Below are 23,691 nucleotides of genomic sequence, written 5' to 3'. Positions count from 1 at the left end.
GCGGTGAGTAATGAAAGAAATATTGATAGAAATAGATGAAGAGGCAGCCAAAGAATTTTTGATAAAAATTTTAGAAAACAGTAAATTTCACTTTCTGAAAAGAATATTTGATCACGTATCAAATATAGAGTTCAGTGATAACGAAATTAGATTCAAGGTGTTGATGTTTAAATACTATTTAAAATTAAAGACATATCCAAAAGCGTTAACAGGAAGATATGAGTTTTTTCATAATCTCCCCACAAAAATGATTAAGGAAGAAGAACTTCCAAAATTTGTTAAATTAAACGACAAGACCATTATTATCAACATCCCCGAGAACCCTATTAGCAAAAATGTAAGTATAGAGAAACTTGAGATAGAAAGTGGGAAAGTAAAGCTCATTTTAGGTTTGAATTAAGAAAGGAGCATTAACTCATGGAAATAAATACCGAATTAATAAAGAAGTTAAAAAAACTGTCTAATATAGAACTTAGTCCAAGTGAAGAAGAAAGGATAAAGAAAGATCTAAACGCTTTACTAGAGTATCAAAAAATATTAGACAAAATAGACGTTGACGGGGTTGAAGAAATGATCTCCCCAGTCGAATTCTCGACTTCCATTTTAAGAAAAGACGAAGTAGAAAGCTTTGAAAGCAGAAAAAAAATAATAAACAACTTTCCAGAAAATAAAGATGGTTTTCTCGCAGTTCCTGGTATACATGTTAACGAGGAAGAATAATTTGAATACAAAAGGAAAAGTCTACGAAGACAAAGCCGTTGCGTACTTTTTGAATAGGGATTATCAAATAATTGCAAGGAATTTTTCCTACAGACATGGTGAAATAGACATAATAGCTTTAAAAAACAAAATACTGCATCTTGTAGAAGTAAAAGGTGGGAAAGAAACTTTTGGTGACCCTGCCTTCAGGGTAAATTCTAAAAAATTAAAAAAAATAATGAAAGTTGGTAATTATTTCATAGCTACTCATCAACACCTAGAATTTGATGAAGTTCAAATTGATGTAATTTCTATCACCAACGATGGATTAATAAATTATTACCCAGCTCAAAGGCTATAAAAAAGTGCCCCTGGAAGGAGTCGAACCTTCATTTGCGGATTAGGAATCCACCGTTCTATCCGTTGAACTACAGGGGCTTACTAAAGACAAAAAATATTATAGCAGAAAATTTGACTGCTGTCAATCGATGAAGGATACTAAGGGTTGTAATTACTTGAAAGGAACAATAGCAAGTTTTAAAGTTGGTAGAAACAGTAAAATACTATATTGGGGGTTAAAAGCATGAAAAAACTTTTGGTTCTTATGTTAGCAGTTATCATGGTAGTGAACATGTTTGGATTAAAGGTTATAATGGTGACGGATGCAGGGGGACTAGGGGATAAATCTTTCAACGATGGTACCTGGGCTGGTGTCCAAATGGCTGTCGAACAACTTCCAGGTATTGAAGCAGAAATCCTCATATCAAAAGAACAGACTGATTACGTTCCGAATCTTACAAATGCTGCCCAGAATGGAGATGTAGTAATAGGGGTAGGATTTATGATGGCAGATGTTTTATTCAATTTCGCCATGCAGTATCCTGATACATTTTTCATAGGAATAGATATAGAACCATCTCCTAATCAGGTAATTCCTTCTAATTTAGCTCTTTATACTTTTAAAGAAGAAGAAGGTGGATTTTTACTTGGATATTTGGCGGCTTCCATGACAAAAACCAATGAAGTGGGTTTTATTGGCGGTTTAGAAATTCCTCCTGTTAAAAGGTACGAAATTGGGTATCGTGCAGGCGTTGAAGCCTTTAATCAAATTAAAGGGGAAAACGTAACGGTAATTACAGGTTACGTTGGTAGTTTTACGGATTCCTCCAAAACTAAACAAATTGCTCTTTCTCATTACAATCATGGAGCGGATATTGTCTTCACAGGGGTAACTACCGCAGCTGTTATAGACGCTGCCAAAGAAGTGGGTTCATCATTTTATGGCCTACCTGATAATGCCCCTTTAAATCAAATTATCGACAAATACTTTGAAAAAGGACGAGGATATTTCGTAATCGGATACGATATGGACCAAGATTATATGGCTCCAGGATATGTTTTAACTAGTTCAAGAAAAAAGGTTGATGTTGCTGCATTCGAAGGGATCAGGTCTGCATTGTACGATAGAAATTTCAATTCCGGTCATCACGTTCTAGGAATAGAAGAAGAAGGTATGGGTATCTCCCTCATGAAATATACGAAAGGAATGGTCCCAAATGAAGTCGTTGCAGAATTAGTCTTTTTGGAAAAATTGGTGAAAGACGGAGAAGTTAATATTCCCAAAAATGAGGCAGAATTAGGCTCTTTTGATGTTAGTAATATAAATTTTCCATTTTAATAAACTCATATAGATGGGGCTGGGAGCGAAGCAAAGGGGCGCTATATATATTCTTTTGAAATTTCAAAAGTCATTAAAATTGCTCTAGAAGGAGGACAATAATATGGATAACGAAAATATCATAACCCTGTTTGACAATGGGAAACACAAATTCGTTTTTTTAGGATCGGAAAGAAAAAGCGTTGAAGGTATTCCGACTAATCAGTATCTAATTGTTCACAATGACGAAGGTGTATTACTCGATCCAGGAGGAGTACATGTATTTCCACGCGTTCTTGCAAGCGTCGTTGAATTTCTTGACCTGGGTAAGATCAAACATGTGTTCTATTCCCATCAAGATCCCGACGTATCATCGGGAATAACTTTGTGGGACAGTATATTGGAAACTAAGTTTTATATATCTAAATTATGGGAGCGATTTTTACCTCACTTTGGAGTTTTTGAAAAATCCAGGATGGTTTTGATAGAAGATTCTGGAGGAAAGATAAAATTTAAAGATGGGGCTGAATTACAAATAATTCCCGCACATTTCTTACATTCAACGGGAAATTTCAACCTCTACGATCCGATTTCTAAAATACTTTTTTCAGGGGATATAGGTGTATCTGTTTTCCCTGAAGGGAAAGATAAGGTTTTTGTGGAAAATTTCTCAGAACATATAAAATACATAGAAGGATTTCACAAGAGGTATATGGCGTCGAACAAAGTCTGCAAAAAATGGGTTGACACAGTTAAAAAGTTGGATGTTGAACAGATGGTGCCACAGCATGGGGCAATATATAAAAAGCCTGAATTTAAAGAATTTTTAAATTGGTTTGAATCTTTAGAATGTGGAATAGATTTAATAGATACCATCTATAGGGTTGGGGCAAAATGAGTGAAAAGGAGAATTATACTGATACCATAAAAGGATTAGCAAAAAGTGTGTACCATGAAAATCTTCTCGTTTCTTTCATCGAAAAACTCCAGGAAGTATTGGGAGAGAGGTTTGAGAGAGTTAACGATTCAACTAATATAGTTGGAGAAACCCTTGTTGAACTCATAGAAAGTATAGAGAGCACTTCAAATGTAATTGAAAAAACAGTAGAAAATGGAGAAGAAGAGAAAAAAAGGATTTCTGCTAATAATGAAGAAATCATCTCCAAATTAAAGAAATTTGGGAAGGATTTTGATGAAGTAGGAAAAGATGTAGAAAAATCACTAGAAAGTGTATCGCATTTGATGGATAATTTTCAAGAAATAGAAGAACTCACAAATGTTATAAAAAACGTTGCCAAACAAACTAACATACTTTCGATAAACGCTTCGATAGAAGCCGCAAGAGCAAAAGAAGCCGGCAGAGGATTTGCAGTAGTAGCCGAAGAAATTAAAAAATTATCGTCAGAAACTAACATCGCATCAAATAAAATTTCTGAAAGAATCGTTAACCTATCAAATCAGGTACTAGAAGTCAAAGGAATAATAAACAACTTAGAAGCAATATTTTCAACCATAACCGATTCTATTGAAGCAGCTCTTGTTACGTTAAATGGAAATTTAGCCTTCATGGATGAATTAACTCAAAATTTGGTTTCGGGAAAAGAAGAACTTAAAGAAAACACCAACAACTTGCTCGCCTCAAAAGAAAATATAGAAGAACTTGTGGACAATATACATACATTAGGAAAAGTCTTAGAAACTGTATTGCAAATGCAAAATAAATTGAAAGAAATTGAAATTTAAAAAGCAAGCTAATCTCCTAAAAGAGGGAAATGTGCTATGTTGATTACCGTGATCGGTGGAGGAGCTGCTGGATTAATGGCTGCAACAATTGCGGCATGGAATGGAGCAAAAGTAAGAATAATTGAAAGAAAAGGCAAATTGGCTAAAAAGCTCTTGGCAAGTAGCAATGGAAGAGGAAATTTCTCCAATTTTGATACGAATGAAACCCATTACTACAGCAACAATTTGCCTTTTGTGAAAAAAGTACTTGATATTTTTGGTGTTGTACAAACACTTAGTGTTTTTGAAGAATTAGGAATAATGGTAAAAGAGAAAGGTACCAAACTATTTCCTTACACAGAAAAATCAAAAGATATTGTTACTAATTTCATTTACGAATTGGAAAAATACAACGTGGAAGTTGTGCTTAACTTCCAAATCAACCAAATAATTAAAGAAGGAGAAAAATTTCTTATAAAAGGGCAACACAGGGTATTCCACTCGGATAAAGTAATAGTGGCAACAGGTGGAAGCTCCTCTCCTCAATACGGATCCAACGGTAGTATATTTCCTACTCTCCAAGATTTGGGACATTCTATTGTTGAATTACATCCCGGGTTAGTTCCTTTGAAAGTGAGACCGCATATCGATAAAGATGTGGCAGGTTCAAAGTTGGAAGGGAATGTATTTCTAATAGATCAAAACGGGAAAATTGTTTCCAAAGTCTATACTGGTGAAATACTTTTCAAAAAAGATGACGTCCTTTCTGGTATACCAATATTAGAACTAAGTAATTATGTCCATCAGTATTTAGAACAAAACACTCCTATTTTTCTAAAAATTGTACCCTTTCCTCAACATTTGCACAGAAGTTTAGTAGATTTTTTAACCAAAAAGATTAGATCAGAGCCTGAAAGACCTATAAAACTCCTACTGATAAGTATTATCGATGAACGATTGATTCCATATTTTTTACCAAAGATAGGATTTGAAGATTTGGAAGCACCTGTTAGCGGTTTTAACGATAAAGATATAGAAATGCTGGCCGATAACTTAAAAGACTGGAATTTCGAAGTTGTAGGAACGACAAGTTGGAAAGATTCTCAGGTTTCTTTAGGTGGAATTAATACAACTGAAATAGACCCTTATACTTTAGAGTCTACAATTATACCTGATTTATTTTTTGCAGGTGAGATTATGGATGTAGCTGGAGAAAGTGGCGGATACAATTTGCAATGGTCCTGGTCTACTGGATACTTAGCAGGAAATTCCGCTTCTTCTGAATAAAAAGAAGTATGGAGGGAGTCAATCCAATGGAGATTGGTTTAGTACACTACAGGGTAGGAGAAACAGACGGTGTTTCCTTAGAAATGGTTAAATGGAAGCAAGTTCTTAGAAACATGCATTTAAAAACGTATTTAATTGCCGGGGATATGGGGACGTCACCTGGATTCAAAATTCCATACATCGCATATACGGACAAAAGAAGTAACATACTGAAACAAAAATCTTTTGTAAATTTAAACAGCTGGGATGAGGCTTACTTTAAAAAGGAGATGAATAGATACATAGAAGATATTTACAATCAACTATACGAAATGATGGATTTGGATGTAATGATTGTGAATAACATCTTTTCATTAGCGCACAATCCTGCAGCAGCTGTAGCTATTTATAGGTTTTGTAAAGATAATGGGATTAAAATTATAGGTCACCATCATGATTTTTACTGGGAAAGAGATTTTTACAAAAATCCAACCAACGATTACATCAAAGAGATCTTAGAAGGTTATTTTCCTCCAAGAGATATACCCCACGTGGTCATAAATTCGTTAGCACAAGAAGAGTTAAAAAATAAAAAAGGGTTGGATAGTGTCGTCATACCTAACGTATTCGATTTTAATCAAAAGCGTTGGGAAATTGATGATTACAACATAAAAATATACGACAAGTTGAACATATCTCAAAACGATTTGATTTTTTTACAAGCAACTAGAATTGTCAGAAGAAAAGCTATAGAATTAGCGATCGATACGGTATCAGAAGTAAAAAAGGATTTAAAAAAGTATATTGGGGAAACAACCTTCAACGGTAAAAAGATAACTCAAGACACAAACGTATTTTTGGTACTGCCTGGCCTTTCGGAAGAATCCGATTATGTAGAAGTGTTAAAAGAATACGCCTCACAAAAAGATGTAGAACTAAAATTGGCTTTTTCCATTTCCGATGACATCAGGCACGAAGAGGAAGAGATTTTCTCTCTATGGGATTTTTATGCAATAGCCGATTTTATAACCTATCCAAGCATTTTAGAGGGTTTTGGTAATCAATTTTTGGAAGCGATATTCTCAAAAAAACCTGTGTTGATGTTTGAATATCCGGTTTACAAAAAAGACATAGCCCCCTTAGGCTTTGAGGTTGTAAGTCTAGGAAGTAAAGCTGAATATGAAAGGGGTAGGTACAGAGTCAACCAAAACGAAATTATTAAGGCAAAAGAAGAAATTTTTCAAATTCTATTCGATGCCCAAAGGGCTTCAAAGATTGTCCAAAAGAATTTTGACCTTGGAAAAAAATACTTTTCCTATGAAACTTTGGGGAAAAAGTTAAAAAACTTGTTGGTAGAAAAAGTTGGGTTGCAGGGTGAAAGGGCGCTATAAAATTCTAAAGGCAATATAGAGCAAGTAAAGACAGGGGGAGATAAATATGACACTAAAATGGAAAATGGCAGTTTTAATCATCTTAATTTCCGTTGTACCTATGGCTTTTTTTATCACATATTCATCATTGAATTATGGCAACATTTTAAGAGAAGACACTTCTCAATTAATTGAAGTTAACAATTCCCAAACAGCCAATTTTATTAATCAGTACATGGATGATCTCAAAAAAGCTACCTCTACAATCGCTAGTGATCCCGATGTCATTAATTTACTTGAACAGTCAAAAGAAGAAAGAGATAGAATGTATCAAAAGCTCCAAAACTTCATTAAAGGATACCCTGAATTTATAGCTGTTTATGTGGGGTCAAAAAATGGGGATATCTTTATGAGACCTGTAGAATCTGAAAACAAAATACCAAGTGATTTTGATCCAAGGATAAGGCCTTGGTACAAAGACGCCATTCAAACGCCACAAGAAGTTATTGTATCAGATCCTTACGTAGATGTGGTAACAGGTGATACTTTAATTACTCTTTCAAAGGCTGTAAAAAACGATAAAAATGAAATCGTTGGAGTAGTAGGGATAGATCTTTCTATGTCTAAGGTTTATGAAATTATTGGTAATGAGTTAGGAACTGGAGAAACGATTTATGTAATAAACCAAAAAGGTCAGGTTATCTTTCATCCTGAAAGTGATACAATTGGTCAAGACATTTCACAAGAAGAATACTTTAAAAATTTAACTCAAAAAAGTGGTTCCATGTATGTTCAAAACGGATCAACTTTCTTGGCTTATGATAAAATTAGCGATCCGAATTGGACTGTTATTACTCTAGTCGATACTAACAATTTATTCAGTGAAGTAAGAGCTACCACCATGTTCTCTCTCATACTCTTCATAATAATAACCGTAGTTGCGGTAATAGTTGGTATTTTATTCGTTACTTACTACATTATAAAGCCGATAAACAAATTTAAGATATATCTTTCAGAGATAGGAAAAGGTAATTTATCAACTTCCATTGATATAAACTCAAAAGACGAAATTGGAGAAATGGCAGATTCATTAAATCAAGCAATAAACGCGTGGAAAAATTCTATAAACTCAATAAGAGAAGGCTCTTTAAAGATTGACAGTTCTGCTATGGAATTACTTAACATTTCTAAAAATAGTTCTCAATCAGCAGAAACCCTTTCGGAAAAGGCTGCTGAAATAAGTGAAAATGCTGAAGATACTTCCGCCTCCGTTGAAGAGGTTACCTCAGGCATTCAGGAAATATCAGCAGCCGCCCAAAATGTTTCTAAATCAGCTCAAGAACTCAACACCGCTGCTTCAGAAACAGAAAACGCAGCTAACGAAGGACTTGAATCTATAAAATTGATAGATAAAACAATAAAAGAAGCAGTGGATAAATCCAGAAAAACGCAGAATGTAGTAAAAGCCTTAATAGAAAGATCTGAAAGTATCAGCAAGATCGTTAACACGATAAATTCTATAACAGAGCAAACAAATCTTTTAGCTTTGAACGCAGCTATAGAGGCAGCAAGAGCAGGAGAAGCAGGAAAAGGATTCGCAGTTGTAGCAGATGAAATAAGAAGTTTGGCAGAAGATTCCAAAAATGCAACTTCTCAAATCGAAAAAATGCTTGAAGGTATTAAAAACAGCACCAACGTTGTAAATGATAGCACAAACGAAACAGTTGGAATAATACAAAACCTCAATGATCAAATGAACGGTATAAACGACAAATTCCAGCAAATTTTAAACATGGTAAAAAATCTAAACAGTGGAATAGACAACTTAACAGCAACCTCGCAAGAACAAAGTGCAAGTACCGAAGAGATGAGCTCAGCCATGGACAGAGTAGCACAAGCGGTAACGTCTATAAGCGAAAGTTTGAATGAAGTAACTAACCTAATTAATACCCAAAAAGAAGATGCAATAAAAATTGAAAAGAACGCTCAAGAACTCTCTACTTTATCAGAAGAGCTCTCGGAACAGTTGAAAATATTCAGACTGTAGGAGAATTTATCTTGATTAAACTGTACTTAGGTTACTATTTAGAAGTACTCACTGACAACCAACTTGAAGTTTTAGACAAACTTAAATTTGAAACATACGAAAGAGAAAACAATCTTAGATTCAGAAAAGAAGTGAGAAGCAAAAAAGAAATAATGCAAGTACTAAAAATCTTAAAAAACTTTGAAATAGTACCCGGTTACGCGCTCCAAAAAGACGATGATTTCTATGACTTTGACGAAGAAACAACTAAAAAAAATGAAATAATCATTGATGAACTGGGAGAAGGATTCTTGTTTTTCCTTCTCTCAATTTTAGAAAAAGAAAAAGAAGCCATACAAAAAGACAGAGAAACCCTAAAAGGAATCATAGAATCCTTATCATATGATTACATGGTCCAGATAAATATATGGAACAGATACGGCTATGCAAGGTTGTATATAAAGCAAGATGATGAAGATATCGGTTTTTTAGACTTAATACACAAATGGTACAAAAGCGAACCAGAATACGAACAATTTTTCAAAGACCTAATGAAAGACAAAAGAATACTAAATTTATCTCAATATTTCTTAAAAAAAGAAGGATACATAAAATAACAAAATTAGCGGGTTACAGAGTGTGATGAATACATTGGCAGATAAATTTCCGGGCGAAGGGGAGCAGAATTCATTAGAAGAACTGAAAAAGTTATTGAAATAATTTTTTTAAAGGCCCCCATGCTGGGCGTTTTTCAATTAAAAATTGCTGCTAATTTTGATGAACTCTTCTCTTTATTCCACTTCAAAACCATAAAAAGAAACAGCAGATGGTTCCTTTGTAATACTTTATCAATGCATATTTGAATTCAATTAAAAAACACTTGAAACTTATAAAGTTTTCTTCATTAACGAATTGTATGACTAAGAATTTGTTACATTGGAGGAACTTTAATGAAATATAAAAAAGCCCTTTATTTTCTTTGGAAAGAGGTTTCTCGCTTTAAAAAAGAGTTATTCATAAATTTCATACTGATTTTCTCATCAATACCATTAGTAGCTGTGACTCCATTTTTAATCGAAAACTTGATGCAAGAAATTACAACAATAAACGATGGGCAAGGGATGAAAAGTGCCTTAATTACAGCTTTACTGATTCTTACTATTTATTCCTTCACACGTTTCATTTGGTTTCTAAGCGATTATCATGGAGACATTTTGAAACTGTTAGTGAAAGGAAGCTTGCGTGAGAAATTATACCTAAAGGTTCTAAAATTACCTGCCTCGTACCATAAAAGGAAGCCATCTGGTGAATTGATGGCGCGGTTCACCTCTGATATAGACATAGTTGGAGAAGAAACACTTTTTTTCACATCTGTTTTTCAGGCAATAGCTGAATTTTCGGTAGGATGTTATGTCGCTTTTAAATTAAATACCTATTTAGCCATAATATTTGTTTGTTCCTTGCCCATATACTTATTATGCCAAAAGCAGTTCAAACCAAAGATGGAAAGTATGTCTTTGTTAGAACGAGAGGCAAACGATAATGTTGTAAAATCAATAGAAGAAGGGATAAATTCCTCAATTATCATAAGATTATTGGAAAAAACTACCTATTTTTACCATCTTTTTCAAAACAAGATCCGTGACTGGAATAACTCTATGAAAAACAAAAGCTTTTATGAAAAACTATATACTAGTATAACTATGTATATTGAAGAGGGTTTACCTATTATTATTTTGTGCATTGGTGCAATTTTATCAATGAGGGGTTTAGTAGATATTCCAACGCTGATCGCCTTTTTTACATTCGTTGGAAGGCTATATGTCCCAGTATGGAACCTTGCTTTTCTCTTCACTACCACACCTGCCGCTTTTCCATCAATAGATAGAATTGAAACTTTACTAAATCAAGAAGAGGAAAAAACACGTAAAGGAATGCTCTTTCCAAAAGAATTTACAATTGATTTCCACGATGTTTTCTTTTCATATGAGGAAAATAATTATATATTAAAGAATATAAATTTACAAATCAACAAAGGTGAAAAGATAGCCATTGTTGGATCAACCGGAACAGGGAAAAGCACTTTACTTTTACTATTAACTGAATTATATAAACCGCAAAGAGGAGAAATATTGCTAAATAAATTAAAACTTTCACAATATGATCTTGCAGATTTAAGAAGAAATATTAAATATGTAGAAGGTTCTCCTTTTATATTCAATGCAAGTATAGAAGAGAATATATTATTAGGTGAAAAAGTTGAAAAAAGTATAATAAATGAGATTCTAGAAATCACACAACTAACAGAATTTTCAGAGTCTTTAAATAAAAACTGTTTGCTCTTATCCAGTGGGCAAAAGCAAAGAGTCAATTTAGCTCGAACATTATTACATCCTCCTAAGATGCTGTTGCTGGATGAAGCTACTTCTGCAATGGATTCACACACTGAAGAATTAATATTTGAAAGTCTAAAGGAAAAGGAAAAAGACATGACGATAATATTGGTTTCTCATCGCCTTTCAACAATAATAAAAGCAGATAAGATATATTTTATGGCAAATGGTACTATAGTGGATTCCGGTTCACACATAGAATTATACAAAAAGAATGAAAGTTACCGAGAATTATTTAAGAAACAGTATGTCAAAGATGCTCAGAATGACGGATAAAAACTTAAAAGACATTGTAACGCATTTATAGAATTGTTCAAAAAAATATTTGGAAGGGGGGAATAGATTTATGGAAACAATTATATTAAAAGATATTCGAAAGGTTTATAAAAATGGGGTAGAAGCTTTGAAAGATATAAATATTTCAATAAATGCGGGAGAAATTGTAGGATTGATCGGGCCAAACGGTGCAGGAAAAACTACCCTGATAAATATAATATTAGGACTTTTGAAACCAACTGAAGGGGTTTCAAAAATTTTAGGGGTAGATACTGATAAGATGACCAAGCGCGAAAGAAAAAAGATAGGTTTTATTTTGGACGGACCTGGTCTATATGATGATTTAACCGTTGATGAAAATATAAAGTTCTGGAGTGAATTATATGAGGTTTCCCAAATACGGGGAGAAGCACTACTAAACCAATGGGGACTTTATGAAAATAAGGGAAGTTTGGTAAAGGAACTTTCCGCAGGTATGAAACAAAAGTTAGCCATATCAAGAGCATTTTTGCATGATCCTTCAATTGTTTTAATGGATGAACCAACGTCCAATCTTGATCCTGTAGCCAGAAAAAACATGGTAGAATTTTTAAAAAGCTTACATGATAAAGAAAAAACGCTTTTAATAACCTCTCATGATCTTTTCGATATAGAAAGAATATGTTCAAGGATAATACTTTTGAGAAGAGGGCAAATAGTTGTAACTGGAAATATGGAAGAATTGAAAGAGGCTTTGGGAGTTAGAATGGGTGTAACAATAAAGGTAAGTAATAAAATTCCCAAGAATATAGTAAATGAGATTTCCAAGGATTCTGAAGTAAATATAATAGGGGAAAAAGAGTTGATGCTCTCTGGAGATAAAATAAGTCCATCATCAGTAGTTCGATATCTCGTGAATAAAGGAATAGACGTTGAAAGGGTGGAAGAAGAAAAAGTAACGCTTGAGGATATATATACTTATATCGTGAAGGAGGACGAAGAATGATGAGAGCCCTAATTAAAAAAGAGTTACGAATGTTCATAAGGAAACGATTTCAATTTTTTTCTCTTTTGACGGTTATTACTATCTTTGTAATAACGTTTAATTTGGATAGTTCAAATAAATTTAACCCTATTCTTATCTCCTCTTTTATAGTTACTTTTTGCGTTCCTTATTCATTTGGTTGGATCAGCTTTCAACGAGAGAAGGAAAATAAAAACATCTCATACCTTTTGGCATCACCTTTAAATATAAAAGAAATATTCTTTGGGAAAATGTTGGCAGTATTATTGTTCACACAGGTATTCATGTTATGGGGAGTTATTGTGCAATATATAACAAACATTTTTTCTATGGGAGTAATTGCTAATTTTGAAATACTTTTGACGGTATTGATAACCTTTCCGATTTGGTCGGCGGTACTTAGTGGTTTAGTTGGAATAGGGCTTCTCGTGTTTGATAACCCATTCATAGTTAGAATCCTTCTTTTTTTATTCTTAATTTTTGTGGGAATGAATGGAAATCTGTGGGAAAAGTTAATTATTTTAGAAAACTGGCAAAATCTTATTTTGATATTTCTGGGATTAATGGCTATATTAGGAATCATCTACTTCGTAGATATCTTTGGCAAAAGACTGATGGTTGAATAAGAAAAAAATGGCGTGGCGAGCCCAAAAGAAGTTTGTAAAACACAGAAACGCAAAAATTATTTCAACAAGCAAAAAATTCAGAAGTATAAAAAAAGTAATTGGTTGGCAAGTTGACCGTTAAATCAGGTAGCAAGTTTTACAAGTATCGACCACTTTGTTAGGAGGAAGATGGATTTGATATGGATATTATAGAAATAAAAAATCTTTGCAAAGAATACAGAGGAAAAGAAGAGCCTGCATTGAAGAATATAAACATCTCAATTAAAGAAGGAGAAGCTTTTGGATTGTTGGGACCTAATGGCGCGGGTAAAACAACCATGGTTAGACTGATTTTAAACATTTTAAAACCAACTAACGGTACAATAAAGGTATTTGATGTTGATGTTACAACAAAGGAATATGACAAGAAGAGAAAAAAGATTGGCTTCATGCTTGAGAGTTTGGGTGTATCTTACATCCTTACGGGATATGAAAACATGGAATTCTTTGACAGGATATATTATGAAGATTCTAGTCCCAGTGAAAGGAAAGAAAGGATTGAAAGTCTTCTTACTTTTGCAGGGTTGTGGAAAGTAAAGGATAAGCCCGTCGCCACATATTCCCATGGTATGACCAGAAGATTAACCCTTGCCAGGGCTCTTATCTGTGATCCCACTTTAATTTTTCTCGATGAACCTACGCTTGGATTGGATCCTGAAGCAAGAACATTGATAAGAGAAATGCTTCTTGCTCTCAAAAAAGAAGGAAAGACAATATTTCTGACATCCCATGATCTTGAAGAAGTAGAAAAGATATGTTCGAATATTGCGATTATAAACCATGGCGAGATGGTAGCACAAGGTTCTTATGAAGAATTAAAAAGTCGTTTCAGTGCCAAAAGAACCGTTGTAAAAGTAAAAGAAATTGGGCCTTGGGTAGAAGAATTAAGTAAAGAAATGAAAATAGAAATCGATGGTAATACGATTTACATCGAAGGGAATGATTCTGGAAGAATATTTGAAGTACTGGCAAAAACAGGTGTAAAAGTTCAGGAGATGAAAACAGAAGAAGAAGGGTTGGAAGATCTATATTTAAAGCTATTAAGATCCGAACCAGAAATTAGAAAAGGCCTTGTAACAAGAGCATTAAAAGGGGTGAAAAGATGAATGCAATCCTATGGAAAGATCTCACTGTTTTAAAAAAATCCAAGGGTTCCTTTCTTTTTTCAATAATACTTGGCTTATTTATAGCTATTTCATCCTTAATATCAATTGAAAAATTTCAGCAAAGTTATTCAAATCTAATACTATTGATTCCTTTAATCGTTGGGTTTAACTTAAATAACAAAATATTTTTTATGGAAATTTCAGATAGATCGTTAGAAAGTATCCTTGCCACGCATTATTCAGTCAGAAAAATACTTCTTATTAAGGCACGTTTAATAACGATTGTTTCCATTTGTCTGGGGTGGATAATTCTTTTTATCTCAACTTTCATTTCATGGATCATGTATAATCAAATAGTAACTCCTTCAATAAATAATCTTCTGATCTTGGCAATAGCGATTCCCTTTGTCTTTAGTATAGAGGGCTTGGTAGGGAGTTGTTACTGGTTCTTTGCAAACATCACGGTTACCACACTTATTAAATCAGGAGTCTTTATATTTGCCGTTCTCTTTTTGAATCTCAGCGCTTTTTTCTTAACTTACTCACTCAGGTTAATGGTTATAATAACACTGATCGTTTCAGCGATTTTGATCGCTATATTCTTAGGAATCATAAGGAAAATAAATAAAGAAAAGGTGGCTATAACAAAACTATGAAAATAAAAATAGACGCCATATTGTGGAAAAATCTCATCTTTTTAAAAAAGGGAATAAAAACTTTGATTGTAAGCCTGGCTATGATGATAGGTATGACATGTTTTATTGGAATTGTTAATCCTTATCTATCTTTAGAAGTTCTATTACCCTTTGTATCTTTGATATTCACTACCATGATTTTTGGGATATGTGAAAATACGAGGGAAATGATGAGTGGTTTTCTCGAAGCAATCGCATCGACTCATCTCTCGCTGAAAAAAGTTTACTTTAAGGATGTTATGTTTTCAGTTATTATTAGAATGATTTTATCAATTTTCACGTTCTTAGTATCAATAATAATCTTAAAGACATTCGGTTATGATGCTGGATTTTCGAATTTGGGCTCAGTTTTGATCCTTTCTTTATTTACATCTACTGGGGCTTGGGGGATACAAAGAGAAGGCGGAATTTCGTTGCTTTCTTCAAATACCTTTTTCAATAATCTTTTAGGCTTTGTGATATTACCTTTTTATCTTTTTTCTTTTCTTATATTTTTTATAGATTGGGCGTATACGGTTCTTTGGATTATGTCAATTATCGGCGTAGTTATTTTTTTGATTCTATCCTTCTTTGGGAGAGAGAACAAAGAAGCTGTCATTAATTTATGGGGAGCGTAGAGAAAACCTCCTGTGGCAGAACAGTCCAATGACATACTTTGTAAAGAGGTTTAAGGATAGAGGTCATAAGGGGTTGGAAGTGAGGGAAAAGAGACCCCATATATTAGATTTAGAGTTTTTAAAGGCAGTAATCTTATAAAAACTGGAGGATTTGACCTATGGGGAATTTTGGTAAATCAATGAAATCTGGTTCTACAATAATGAAATATTATTTTATTATTATGCTCTATCAGAGTATTGATAAATTATTTGGCACTGTATATGTTGCTCATATGGGTATAAGGGGATTAACTTCATTTCAAATTGGCCAGGTATTAGCGATTTCTTCAATAGCGTTAAGTGTATTTGACTATCCAACTGGAAACATTGCAGATAAATACGGTCGGAAAAGATCGTTAGTGTTAGGATTTTTTATATGGTCCATCGGTTTACTGGTATTTTTCCAAGCAAGTAATCTATTCGCTTTTATCTTGAGTATTTTATTGTGGGCAGTCGGGGTATCGTTGATTAGTGGTACTCCAGAATCTTGGTTTGTAGATGAAATTACTAAAGAGGGTCGATCTCATGTAAAAGCGAAAGTGTTTCCGAATGCAAATGCAATTTCACTAATATTCGGTGCCATTGTGGCTTTATTATCCTCTCTTCTTGCAATTGGTCGTCCGGATTTTCCCCTATTGGTTGCTGGTATAATGGGACTTGGGACATCCATCATTCTTATTTTTATTTTAAATGAAAATTACGGAGATAGGGCAATTTCATTTAGGAAAGCCCTTGTTCGAAACACAATTGATATTTTTAAAAGTACCACGATGAGATTAATTTTGATTCGCTCTATGACAGGAAGAATCGCATTCCAGACCTTTGTAATGATATGGCAATTATATATGGTCAAAGAGCTTAAATTGCCTACTGCATACTTAGGTTTCACAATGGCCATTTTTCTTGTAGTTTTAGCCATCGGAAATAGTTTAGCAGGCATACTTCTAAAGCGTTTTGAAGGTGTGAAAGTATCAATAATGGGGCAAGGTTTAATTGCAATAGGTTCTATTACAATCGCTTCTCACACTTCAATTGTTGCTTTCTACATAGGAGCCTGTTTAATCGAATTGGGATTGGGCATAGATATGAGTGCTAGTTCAGTATGGGTTCATGATCTTATTCCAAGTGAGAGGAGAGCATCTTATATTTCAGCTATTTCTGCTGCTGGATCCTTGTTTGGTTTCACTATTCCTTTGGTAAGTGGTTATATCGCAGATCAAATAGGTTTTCGCTACAATTGGTTGTTAGCATTCATAGGAAGCATTATTACAATTACACTATTAATCAAAATCGGTGTAACAATAAGAACTGTGAGAGAAGGAGTGCAGAATGTCGAGAAATCAAAATAGTGAAATCAATACTTGTTTCCATAAGGTATTATCGGGAGGTTAAAAGGGATGAATCAAAATAAGTCAAATCCAGAAAAATCTATGACAAAATTTATGATAATTTGGATAGGGCAATTTGTCTCTATTTTAGGCTCTGGTTTGACAACTTTTGGGTTATCTGTCTGGGTTTTAGAAGCAACTGGAAGTGCAATGACTTTTACTATGACTGTTTTAATGCGGATTTTACCAGGGATAATCTTTGCACCGATCGCAGGAACAGTCGCTGATAGGAAAAACAGGAAAAATATAATTATATTCACAGACGCATTTGACGCACTTTTAAAAATGTTTATGATCATATTGCTTATATCGGAGCAAATGAAACTATGGATGATTTTTCCTATTAACTTCATATCTGCAATATTTGGGACGTTTCAAAGTCCTGCATTCACTGCCTCTATTCCAGAAATTGTTCCTAAGAAAAACCTTGGTAGGGCAAATGGAATGATGCAATTAATCCCATCCATTCAAAATATAATAGCACCTGTAGTAGCAGGAGCTCTATACCCTTTAATTGATTTATCAGGTTTATTAACAATCGATTTTATAACCTTTTTCGTAGCAATAGGAACGGTTGTATCACAAAAAATCCCACAGCCTGTTATCAAAGATAAAAGGGTAAATATGGGTAATATAATCAATGATTTTAAATATGCCCTTACATATTTAAAAGGGAAACAAGGTTTTTTCTCACTCATAGCAGTATTTGCCCTGTTAAACTTTATAGCTAATTTAAGTTTTGTACTTGTTGGACCAATAATAATGGGCAATTATAATTCAGTAATTTATGGGATGGTAAACTCCTTATCAGGAGTAGCATTAGTTTTAGGAGGGTTAGTTGCAAGTACTATACCAACTAGTAAAAATAGGGTAAAGGCGATATTTATCAGCCTCATACTATCAGGTATAGGTTTGTGTGTGATGGGTGTATCGCCTCTTTGGTATATAATTGGTGTGGGATTTTTCATATTTATGTTGCCTGTTCCATTCACAAATGCGACATTGGGTACGATAATGCAGGTCAAAATTGAAGGTAAAGTTTTGGGGAGAGTGGGTGCTGTGATAGATGGACTTTTGAAAATTATAACTCCAGTTGCAATTGTATTATCAGGTGTTTTGGCAGAAAAAGTATTCAATCCACTTCTTATCGATGGAGGTACATTATCGAATACTTGGATTGGCTCTTTAATAGGTGTTGGGAAAAACAGGGGGATAGGACTTATGTTCATTCTATCTGGTTTGATTTTAATTGTCGTTTGTGTTTTAATGCTATTTAATAAAGTAGTAATGAACCTAGAAGAAAATAATCCAGATGCAGTTTTAGATTAACAAAAAGTGGGCCTGATTTTTTTCCCGAAAATAGAGGTTAATTAATCTCGAGTTAAAGTTATATCATAATTAATTGTCATTCAAATAAGGAATTGGTTTGAAGGTATTTATGTCTATGAGATAACCAATCTTTTTTACGGACATCTAATGTGAGTCTTTTCAATTAAAAATTATTGCAAATTTCCACAAACTCTTCTCTCTCTTCCCCTTCAAAAACATAAAAAGAAATAGCAGAAGGTTTCCTTTTCAACGTATACTTTTTCACGAATGGATCAATCTCTTTTGGTACTTTCGGTGTGAATTCTTTGGGGATATCCTTCAAATCATAGTACCTACCGTAATTCATTATGAACTTTTCTACTGTCTTTTTTTGTTTTGTATCAAGTCCAATGTAATTTTCAATGAACTCTTTTAAATTCTTTTTATTTAAGTCTTTCATGAATCTTTTTACAAGGATTTTCCTTGCTGAATAGTAAGGATGTTCTTTAAAAGTTATATCTTTGTTTGTGAATGTTTTTAGTCTTTGGTTGTTTGTAAGTAATGAATCAACATCTATCTTTGGAGTTTCTTCAAATATTGAGTTTATTAACTCTCTTGTGTAATAATCACATCTTTCTTTGATTAAACTTCCACTTTCTATCTCTTTAATCACCTTTTCTAATTTAACCTCTTGCTTATAATAATGAACAAGATACGAAGTAAAAAATTCAGAAAGTTGCTTTTCTACCTTTAACTGCATAAATTTGTAAAAGTTTTCTTCAAACTTTTTGTCTATATCTTTCTTTTTTAGTTCTTTTATTATTGGAATAGCAAGAGAGGTGTTTATTTCAAACTCAAGATTATCTATTATATTTCTCAATGTATTTGGCTTTATTTGCTTTGTTTTTCCAGATAAGAAATCATTCAACGTTCTTTTTGAGATATTTAGTCCTTTAATAGAAACTTGATCTTTTTCTATTTCTTGCTTTATGAAATTTCTTAACGTCTTTGTGTTTAAATAATAATTGTTATCTAAATTAAAAACACAGTATTTTAACTGATTGATACTTTCTCCACACCGCTTTTTTAAAATGTTGTATCTTTCTTTATCAACCTTTGATAAACACTTTGAGAAGATAAAAGCTGTTTCATACATCATTGGATCGTTACTTTCTTTTTGTACTTGAAAGATAGTATCAAGTGAATTGAAAACATTAAAGTTATCATTGTCAAAGTAATAACCAAGGTAAAATCCTAATGGAAAGCTAAAGTTTAAAGCGATACTTTTATCTACATCTTTTAACCACCAACTTATGTTATTTAATGATCCTACCATCCCAGATGGATGAGGAACATCCTTCAATATCTTAAATGCTTTAATATTTAACTGAGTCGCTTCTTCATATCTTCCTTCATTCTTTTTTTCTCTTGCATCAGCCATGAGTATAAACCCTTTATCAACAGGATTGTTTTCGTATTCTTCACTCCAATGTCTAACCTTTTCCATACTTTCATTGGATTCATAATACAATTCTCGTATGTTTCTTAAAGTTTCTATAACGAGTCCTCTAACATATTGTGGAATATCACCGAAGTTGTCTTTTAATTCAACATAAATATCTTTAACTTCCTTATCTCTTTTTAATCTGTGCAAAGCTGATAGTTTAATAGATAAAAGTGCATAATACAAGCTACCTTTTCGTAGTTTTGAAATGTCTTTTTCTATTCTTTCAATGACTTCATCATAATTGATATCCCAATATAATTTCAATATTTCTATGTATTCTTTTGTTTCATCATTTAAAGAAGTTGATTCAAGATAATTCATCAATGGCCTTCCAAACTGTCCGTAAGTTGACAACCTGGTAACTAATTTTAAAAGCATTTGAATTATCTCCTTATGAATATCTATTTTTGTTCCACTATTGTCATATAAAAATAACATAATATTTACTTTGATTCCAATGTTAACGAGCCGATATTCATTCACTTTTTGCTTTTTAATCAACTCTATTGTAACTATCATCAAAAAAGAGAAAGCGAAAACAGAGTATAAAACATGATAAAAAACATCTTAATTAAAGTTTACATAAGGTTTTTTAAGGCAATCTCTGAAAATATATTTCAATCTATATTTCAGGCCAACAAAAAAATCTGTTGAAAATCATATAGAAAAGGGTATGATAAAAATAGTGAATGGTCTTTTGAGTTTGTAAGAGAAAAGTGTTACTCATTACATATCAAAATTAGTACTGATTGGATTTGGATAAAGCAAGGTGAGTATAATCAAAATACTTTCCTTCTCTCTCTCCAAAGTCAGCTTATCTAAAAGGAGGCCCAAGAAACATGAATGTGAAAAATACTCAATTTGTGAAATTTGTTTTTAATTACATAAAACCAAAAATAAAATTATTTATTATATCATTTCTTTTTTTAATTGGCTTATCGCTAATTTCTCTTTTGCCTCCCTATGTTACCAAGTTAGCTTTTGATGAAGGAATAATGATGAAAAACTTGAGTATTCTGACAAAATACGTTTTAATACTTGTTGTAATTTATATTTTAAAAAGCACATTTAATTATTTAAGTTCGGCACTTTTCACCATAGTTAGTCAGAACACTTTATTAGAAATAAAAAAAGATTTGACAAATCACATTATAAAATTACCATTAGAATTTTTTTCGAACAGTGAAAGTGGTTACATTGTTTCAAGATTTGGAGAAGTTGATTCTTTAAGTCCATTATTTTCTATGCAAAGTTTCAAGTTGATTCTGAGCATTTTTGAATTCATAGGAGCAATGATAATCATGTTTTTAATGAACGTTAAGTTAACTCTAATTTTAGTCTTAATAATACCTGTATTCTATTTAATCACAAAAACCTTTGAAAATGCTTTTGGTAAACTCACAAGTCAAACAATGGAAAAAGCAGCTACATTTCATGGTAAATTTCAGCAGTCAGTAAGTGGAGTTGAAGAAATCAAGAGAATGAATTTAGAAGATAAAGAAACTGAAAAGATAAACAAAATCAATAAAGATTATGTAAAATCTTCGATAAAATACAGTATCCTATTATCGGTTGGCTCCGAAGTTATTATTCTTCTTTCTTCAATTGTAAGTGTTCTTCTTCTCTATATAGGTGGAAAAGGTGTCCTCCAAGAAAGTTTATCAATAGGAACTTATATGGCATTTGTCGGATATTTTGGAAAATTATATGCCCCAGTAATCAATTGGAATTTAAGTATGTTTACTTTCAAACCAGCTTTTGTAGCTCTTGATAGAATCAAGAATTTCTTCTTAAAGTATCCTCAAGAGAGTGAAACATCCGATAAAATAAAAATAAACGAAATAAATATGATTGAAATGAAAAATGTGACATTTAGCTATCCTGATGGGAAAGAAACTGTTTTAAATAATTTTAATTTAAAAGCAAAAAGAGGGGATAAATTACTTTTGAAAGGACCCAATGGTAGTGGAAAGTCTACAATCATAAGATTGATATTAGGTTTATATGACAATTATGACGGTGAAATTTTAATAAATTCTATAGACTTGAAAAAACTTTCAAAAAGATCTTTAAGAAGTAGAATATCAATAGTTTCACAGAAGATATTCTTATTCAACGATACCATAGAGAACAATATAAAAATAGCAGGGGACGTAAGTGAGGAAAAATACGAGACAGCACTAAAAAAATCTGGGTTAAAGCAGTTTGTAGATAACCTTCCTTTAAAGGATAAGACCTTAGTAGGGGAAAATGGGATAAAGCTTTCTGGAGGAGAAATACAAAAAGTAGCAATAGCGCGAGCACTTATAAAATCAGATTCTTCCGATTTATTTATCTTTGATGAAGCGGCTGCACATTTAGATAAAGAAACAAAAGAGTTAATTAAATCGTTTATAGATACAGAATTATGTGAAAAAATATGCATAATAATAGACCATTCCGACTATTTTACTGATATATGCAATAGAACTATAAATTTGATGTTAAAGCCAAACAATTGGAGTGAACAAAATGTCTAATTTTCTAAGATATCAGAAATTTAGAGGAAAAAAGGATTTGTAGAGGTGTGTTTTGATAGAATGATGATAGTTTTTATCAGAAACATATATCGCTATGTATCAGAGGGGTGCGGTGTAGCTGCTTGCCCTGCCGCTGGTTGCAGCATTGATGCCTGTGGTGCAGCAGCGTGTGGAGGAAATGGTTGTTATTTAAATGGTTGTGTGGCGGTTGCTTGTGGACTTGACGCATGCTTTGCATGTGTGGTTGATGTTCTTCCTTGGTCTAATGACTCTGAGAAGTAGAAAAGTATATACCCATAAGTTTTTAAACCATTTGGACAAAGAATTCACTACTTGAAACCATACCAAGTACAGAACACTCCTTTTGTTCTGTATAGTAGATTTTAACTAAGTGTTTAGCACTGTGATAAGGATCTACGCAGAAGGACTCAACTTTAACTTGTTCATTATTGAGATAAATACAAGCAGCTACAAAATTAACTTGTGTTTTTCTACTATATTAATTTATAAAGGAATAAAAGGTTCTTTTGATTTATTAGATAGTCCATTGAGATTTATTATTGGAGTGTTTTAAAAATCAATGTTCTGTTTTGTATAAAGTGGCTTAAAAGTATTGTATCATTCATTCATTCATTCATACATACATACATACATACACCTACCTGATTAGGTGTATGTATGAGAAATAGAAATCGGCTAACTAGATATTCAACCTTTGTGATAGTTCTAGATTTATTGTAGTAAAAGTATAATCATTAGCAAAGATTATGACCACTTAACGTAGATACCATTGTTTTAACGGTGTAAATAAAATTATGACAGCCATGATGATGTCATTTGAATTCAACTTTTTCTCAAAACTTGGAGGTGACTTGGTGAAAATTATAGAAACGCCTTGGAAAGGGCTATATAAGTTTTTTTTATTCTTATTTGGTATTCCATTATTCTTAATAGGGGTAATATTTTTAGTTATAGGCGGAAGTTGGGCATTCATACTTAATGGTGCTTTGTGGATTATTTTTGGTGTGGGACTAAAAATTAAAAGTATTTATAATAGACGCAAACTTGAAACTTTGAAAAGAGAGGGCCTTTGTTATGAGGGTTCTGTTGTAAGAATAATTCCTTCGCCTTGGATTAGGATTGGAAGTTATGTAACAGGTCGCGTTGAATGCACCGTTAAAACTGAAAAGGGCGATTGCTTAGTTAAGAGTGGCTATCATCTTTTATTGCCTTTTGACAGAAGAGAAGATTTATATGCAAAAATTTATTTTGCTCATAACAATTCAGAGAAGTACATGATTGAACTTTTTCGAAGAGATACCGACGTGTCACTTTAATCTATTACGATTTCACAACTATCAAAACTTTCAAGAGGTATTAAATTACAAAATACGTATAGTTAGAAATCAGCTGAACGTAAAATTTCTTCCTGACT

At 32.8% G+C, this 23,691-nt stretch carries 22 protein-coding genes and 1 tRNA gene; 21 read left to right on the top strand and 2 right to left on the bottom strand.

From position 1 onward, the window contains the following. Window positions 1-10 precede the first annotated feature (10 nt). Genes X926_RS05045 through X926_RS05035 form a run of 3 tightly spaced genes read left to right on the top strand, consistent with a single transcriptional unit; the run spans window position 11 to window position 1,060 of the window. On the top strand, window positions 11-400 hold the full coding sequence (locus tag X926_RS05045; protein ID WP_012208532.1) for a hypothetical protein: 390 nt from the start codon (window positions 11-13) through the stop codon (window positions 398-400). A gap of 17 nt (window positions 401-417) precedes the next feature. Then, complete coding sequence (gene gatC / locus X926_RS05040) at window positions 418-720, top strand: Asp-tRNA(Asn)/Glu-tRNA(Gln) amidotransferase subunit GatC (protein ID WP_103065277.1); 303 nt, start codon at window positions 418-420, stop codon at window positions 718-720. A 1-nt stretch (window position 721) separates the two neighbouring features. Continuing rightward, on the top strand, window positions 722-1,060 hold the full coding sequence (locus tag X926_RS05035) for a YraN family protein (protein WP_158245201.1): 339 nt from the start codon (window positions 722-724) through the stop codon (window positions 1,058-1,060). Between the two features lie 5 nt (window positions 1,061-1,065). Here the strand turns inward: X926_RS05035 and X926_RS05030 are convergent. Beyond that, window positions 1,066-1,137 (bottom strand) — tRNA-Arg (locus X926_RS05030). A 145-nt stretch (window positions 1,138-1,282) separates the two neighbouring features. Here X926_RS05030 and X926_RS05025 point away from each other — a divergent pair. The 15 genes from X926_RS05025 to X926_RS04955 all read left to right on the top strand — a co-directional run bounded on the left by X926_RS05025 (window position 1,283) and on the right by X926_RS04955 (window position 18,251). Next, window positions 1,283-2,377 carry a BMP family protein gene (locus X926_RS05025; protein ID WP_012208529.1) on the top strand — a complete coding sequence of 365 codons (1,095 nt, stop codon included), beginning with the start codon at window positions 1,283-1,285 and terminating at the stop codon, window positions 2,375-2,377. 103 nt (window positions 2,378-2,480) lie between these two features. Beyond that, complete coding sequence (locus X926_RS05020) at window positions 2,481-3,254, top strand: MBL fold metallo-hydrolase (RefSeq protein ID WP_012208528.1); 774 nt, start codon at window positions 2,481-2,483, stop codon at window positions 3,252-3,254. Continuing rightward, window positions 3,251-4,099, top strand: coding sequence for a methyl-accepting chemotaxis protein (locus tag X926_RS05015; protein ID WP_103065275.1), 849 nt, complete (start codon window positions 3,251-3,253; stop codon window positions 4,097-4,099). Before X926_RS05020 ends, X926_RS05015 begins: the two co-directional genes overlap by 4 nt. 36 nt (window positions 4,100-4,135) lie before the next feature. Continuing rightward, on the top strand, window positions 4,136-5,365 hold the full coding sequence (locus X926_RS05010) for an aminoacetone oxidase family FAD-binding enzyme (protein WP_103065274.1): 1,230 nt from the start codon (window positions 4,136-4,138) through the stop codon (window positions 5,363-5,365). Window positions 5,366-5,391: 26 nt separating this feature from the next. Next, entirely contained in the window at window positions 5,392-6,735 is a 1,344-nt protein-coding gene (locus X926_RS05005; RefSeq protein ID WP_158245200.1) for a glycosyltransferase family 4 protein, read from the top strand. 46 nt (window positions 6,736-6,781) lie between these two features. Then, window positions 6,782-8,761, top strand: a complete 1,980-nt coding sequence (locus X926_RS05000; RefSeq protein WP_103065272.1) for a methyl-accepting chemotaxis protein — start codon at window positions 6,782-6,784, stop codon at window positions 8,759-8,761. An 11-nt stretch (window positions 8,762-8,772) separates the two neighbouring features. Next, entirely contained in the window at window positions 8,773-9,357 is a 585-nt protein-coding gene (locus X926_RS04995; RefSeq protein ID WP_103065271.1) for a hypothetical protein, read from the top strand. A 333-nt stretch (window positions 9,358-9,690) separates the two neighbouring features. Then, window positions 9,691-11,409, top strand: a complete 1,719-nt coding sequence (locus tag X926_RS04990; protein WP_103065270.1) for an ABC transporter ATP-binding protein — start codon at window positions 9,691-9,693, stop codon at window positions 11,407-11,409. Window positions 11,410-11,479: 70 nt separating this feature from the next. Then, the gene (locus X926_RS04985; protein ID WP_103065269.1) at window positions 11,480-12,394 is read left to right on the top strand and encodes an ABC transporter ATP-binding protein; all 915 of its coding nucleotides are present in this window, start codon (window positions 11,480-11,482) and stop codon (window positions 12,392-12,394) included. After that, complete coding sequence (locus tag X926_RS04980; RefSeq protein ID WP_103065268.1) at window positions 12,391-13,038, top strand: ABC transporter permease; 648 nt, start codon at window positions 12,391-12,393, stop codon at window positions 13,036-13,038. Before X926_RS04985 ends, X926_RS04980 begins: the two co-directional genes overlap by 4 nt. 179 nt (window positions 13,039-13,217) lie before the next feature. Beyond that, the gene (locus X926_RS04975) at window positions 13,218-14,183 is read left to right on the top strand and encodes an ABC transporter ATP-binding protein (RefSeq protein ID WP_103065267.1); all 966 of its coding nucleotides are present in this window, start codon (window positions 13,218-13,220) and stop codon (window positions 14,181-14,183) included. After that, entirely contained in the window at window positions 14,180-14,839 is a 660-nt protein-coding gene (locus X926_RS04970; protein WP_103065266.1) for a hypothetical protein, read from the top strand. Before X926_RS04975 ends, X926_RS04970 begins: the two co-directional genes overlap by 4 nt. Further along, window positions 14,836-15,495 (top strand): hypothetical protein, encoded by a 660-nt coding sequence (locus X926_RS04965; protein ID WP_103065265.1) that lies wholly within the window; start codon window positions 14,836-14,838, stop codon window positions 15,493-15,495. The genes X926_RS04970 and X926_RS04965 overlap by 4 nt, the downstream gene beginning before the upstream one ends. A gap of 158 nt (window positions 15,496-15,653) precedes the next feature. Continuing rightward, a complete protein-coding gene (locus tag X926_RS04960; protein WP_103065264.1) occupies window positions 15,654-16,883 on the top strand; it encodes an MFS transporter in 1,230 nt (409 codons plus the stop codon). Between the two features lie 48 nt (window positions 16,884-16,931). Then, on the top strand, window positions 16,932-18,251 hold the full coding sequence (locus tag X926_RS04955; protein WP_103065263.1) for an MFS transporter: 1,320 nt from the start codon (window positions 16,932-16,934) through the stop codon (window positions 18,249-18,251). A 163-nt stretch (window positions 18,252-18,414) separates the two neighbouring features. Here X926_RS04955 and X926_RS04950 read toward each other — a convergent pair whose 3' ends face one another. After that, window positions 18,415-20,115, bottom strand: coding sequence for a hypothetical protein (locus X926_RS04950; RefSeq protein WP_103065262.1), 1,701 nt, complete (start codon window positions 20,113-20,115; stop codon window positions 18,415-18,417). Window positions 20,116-20,576: 461 nt separating this feature from the next. On the opposite strand from X926_RS04950, the gene X926_RS04945 reads away from it, so the two are divergent. From X926_RS04945 to X926_RS04935, 3 genes are all read left to right on the top strand, one after another. Continuing rightward, window positions 20,577-22,256: an ABC transporter ATP-binding protein gene (locus tag X926_RS04945; RefSeq protein ID WP_103065261.1), complete on the top strand. Its 1,680-nt coding sequence runs from the start codon at window positions 20,577-20,579 to the stop codon at window positions 22,254-22,256. A gap of 60 nt (window positions 22,257-22,316) precedes the next feature. Next, window positions 22,317-22,538, top strand: coding sequence for a Cys-every-fifth RiPP peptide CefA (locus X926_RS04940; RefSeq protein ID WP_103065260.1), 222 nt, complete (start codon window positions 22,317-22,319; stop codon window positions 22,536-22,538). 593 nt (window positions 22,539-23,131) lie between these two features. Further along, window positions 23,132-23,593: a hypothetical protein gene (locus tag X926_RS04935; RefSeq protein ID WP_103065259.1), complete on the top strand. Its 462-nt coding sequence runs from the start codon at window positions 23,132-23,134 to the stop codon at window positions 23,591-23,593. The last annotated feature ends 98 nt before the right edge of the window (window positions 23,594-23,691 follow it).

This window comes from Petrotoga sp. HWHPT.55.6.3 (genome assembly GCF_002895495.1).
Lineage (GTDB): Bacteria > Thermotogota > Thermotogae > Petrotogales > Petrotogaceae > Petrotoga > Petrotoga mobilis.
This window is presented reverse-complemented; position numbering and strand designations above follow the sequence as displayed.

Coding starts and splice junctions, on each gene's coding strand:
- X926_RS05045 (WP_012208532.1), top strand. CDS start 11: ATGAAAGAAATATTGATAGAAATAGATGAAGAGGCAGCCAAAGAATTT.
- gatC (WP_103065277.1), top strand. CDS start 418: ATGGAAATAAATACCGAATTAATAAAGAAGTTAAAAAAACTGTCTAAT.
- X926_RS05025 (WP_012208529.1), top strand. CDS start 1,283: ATGAAAAAACTTTTGGTTCTTATGTTAGCAGTTATCATGGTAGTGAAC.
- X926_RS05020 (WP_012208528.1), top strand. CDS start 2,481: ATGGATAACGAAAATATCATAACCCTGTTTGACAATGGGAAACACAAA.
- X926_RS05015 (WP_103065275.1), top strand. CDS start 3,251: ATGAGTGAAAAGGAGAATTATACTGATACCATAAAAGGATTAGCAAAA.
- X926_RS05010 (WP_103065274.1), top strand. CDS start 4,136: ATGTTGATTACCGTGATCGGTGGAGGAGCTGCTGGATTAATGGCTGCA.
- X926_RS05005 (WP_158245200.1), top strand. CDS start 5,392: ATGGAGATTGGTTTAGTACACTACAGGGTAGGAGAAACAGACGGTGTT.
- X926_RS05000 (WP_103065272.1), top strand. CDS start 6,782: ATGACACTAAAATGGAAAATGGCAGTTTTAATCATCTTAATTTCCGTT.
- X926_RS04990 (WP_103065270.1), top strand. CDS start 9,691: ATGAAATATAAAAAAGCCCTTTATTTTCTTTGGAAAGAGGTTTCTCGC.
- X926_RS04985 (WP_103065269.1), top strand. CDS start 11,480: ATGGAAACAATTATATTAAAAGATATTCGAAAGGTTTATAAAAATGGG.
- X926_RS04980 (WP_103065268.1), top strand. CDS start 12,391: ATGATGAGAGCCCTAATTAAAAAAGAGTTACGAATGTTCATAAGGAAA.
- X926_RS04975 (WP_103065267.1), top strand. CDS start 13,218: ATGGATATTATAGAAATAAAAAATCTTTGCAAAGAATACAGAGGAAAA.
- X926_RS04970 (WP_103065266.1), top strand. CDS start 14,180: ATGAATGCAATCCTATGGAAAGATCTCACTGTTTTAAAAAAATCCAAG.
- X926_RS04965 (WP_103065265.1), top strand. CDS start 14,836: ATGAAAATAAAAATAGACGCCATATTGTGGAAAAATCTCATCTTTTTA.
- X926_RS04960 (WP_103065264.1), top strand. CDS start 15,654: ATGGGGAATTTTGGTAAATCAATGAAATCTGGTTCTACAATAATGAAA.
- X926_RS04955 (WP_103065263.1), top strand. CDS start 16,932: ATGAATCAAAATAAGTCAAATCCAGAAAAATCTATGACAAAATTTATG.
- X926_RS04950 (WP_103065262.1), bottom strand. CDS start 20,115: ATGCTTTTAAAATTAGTTACCAGGTTGTCAACTTACGGACAGTTTGGA.
- X926_RS04945 (WP_103065261.1), top strand. CDS start 20,577: ATGAATGTGAAAAATACTCAATTTGTGAAATTTGTTTTTAATTACATA.
- X926_RS04940 (WP_103065260.1), top strand. CDS start 22,317: ATGATGATAGTTTTTATCAGAAACATATATCGCTATGTATCAGAGGGG.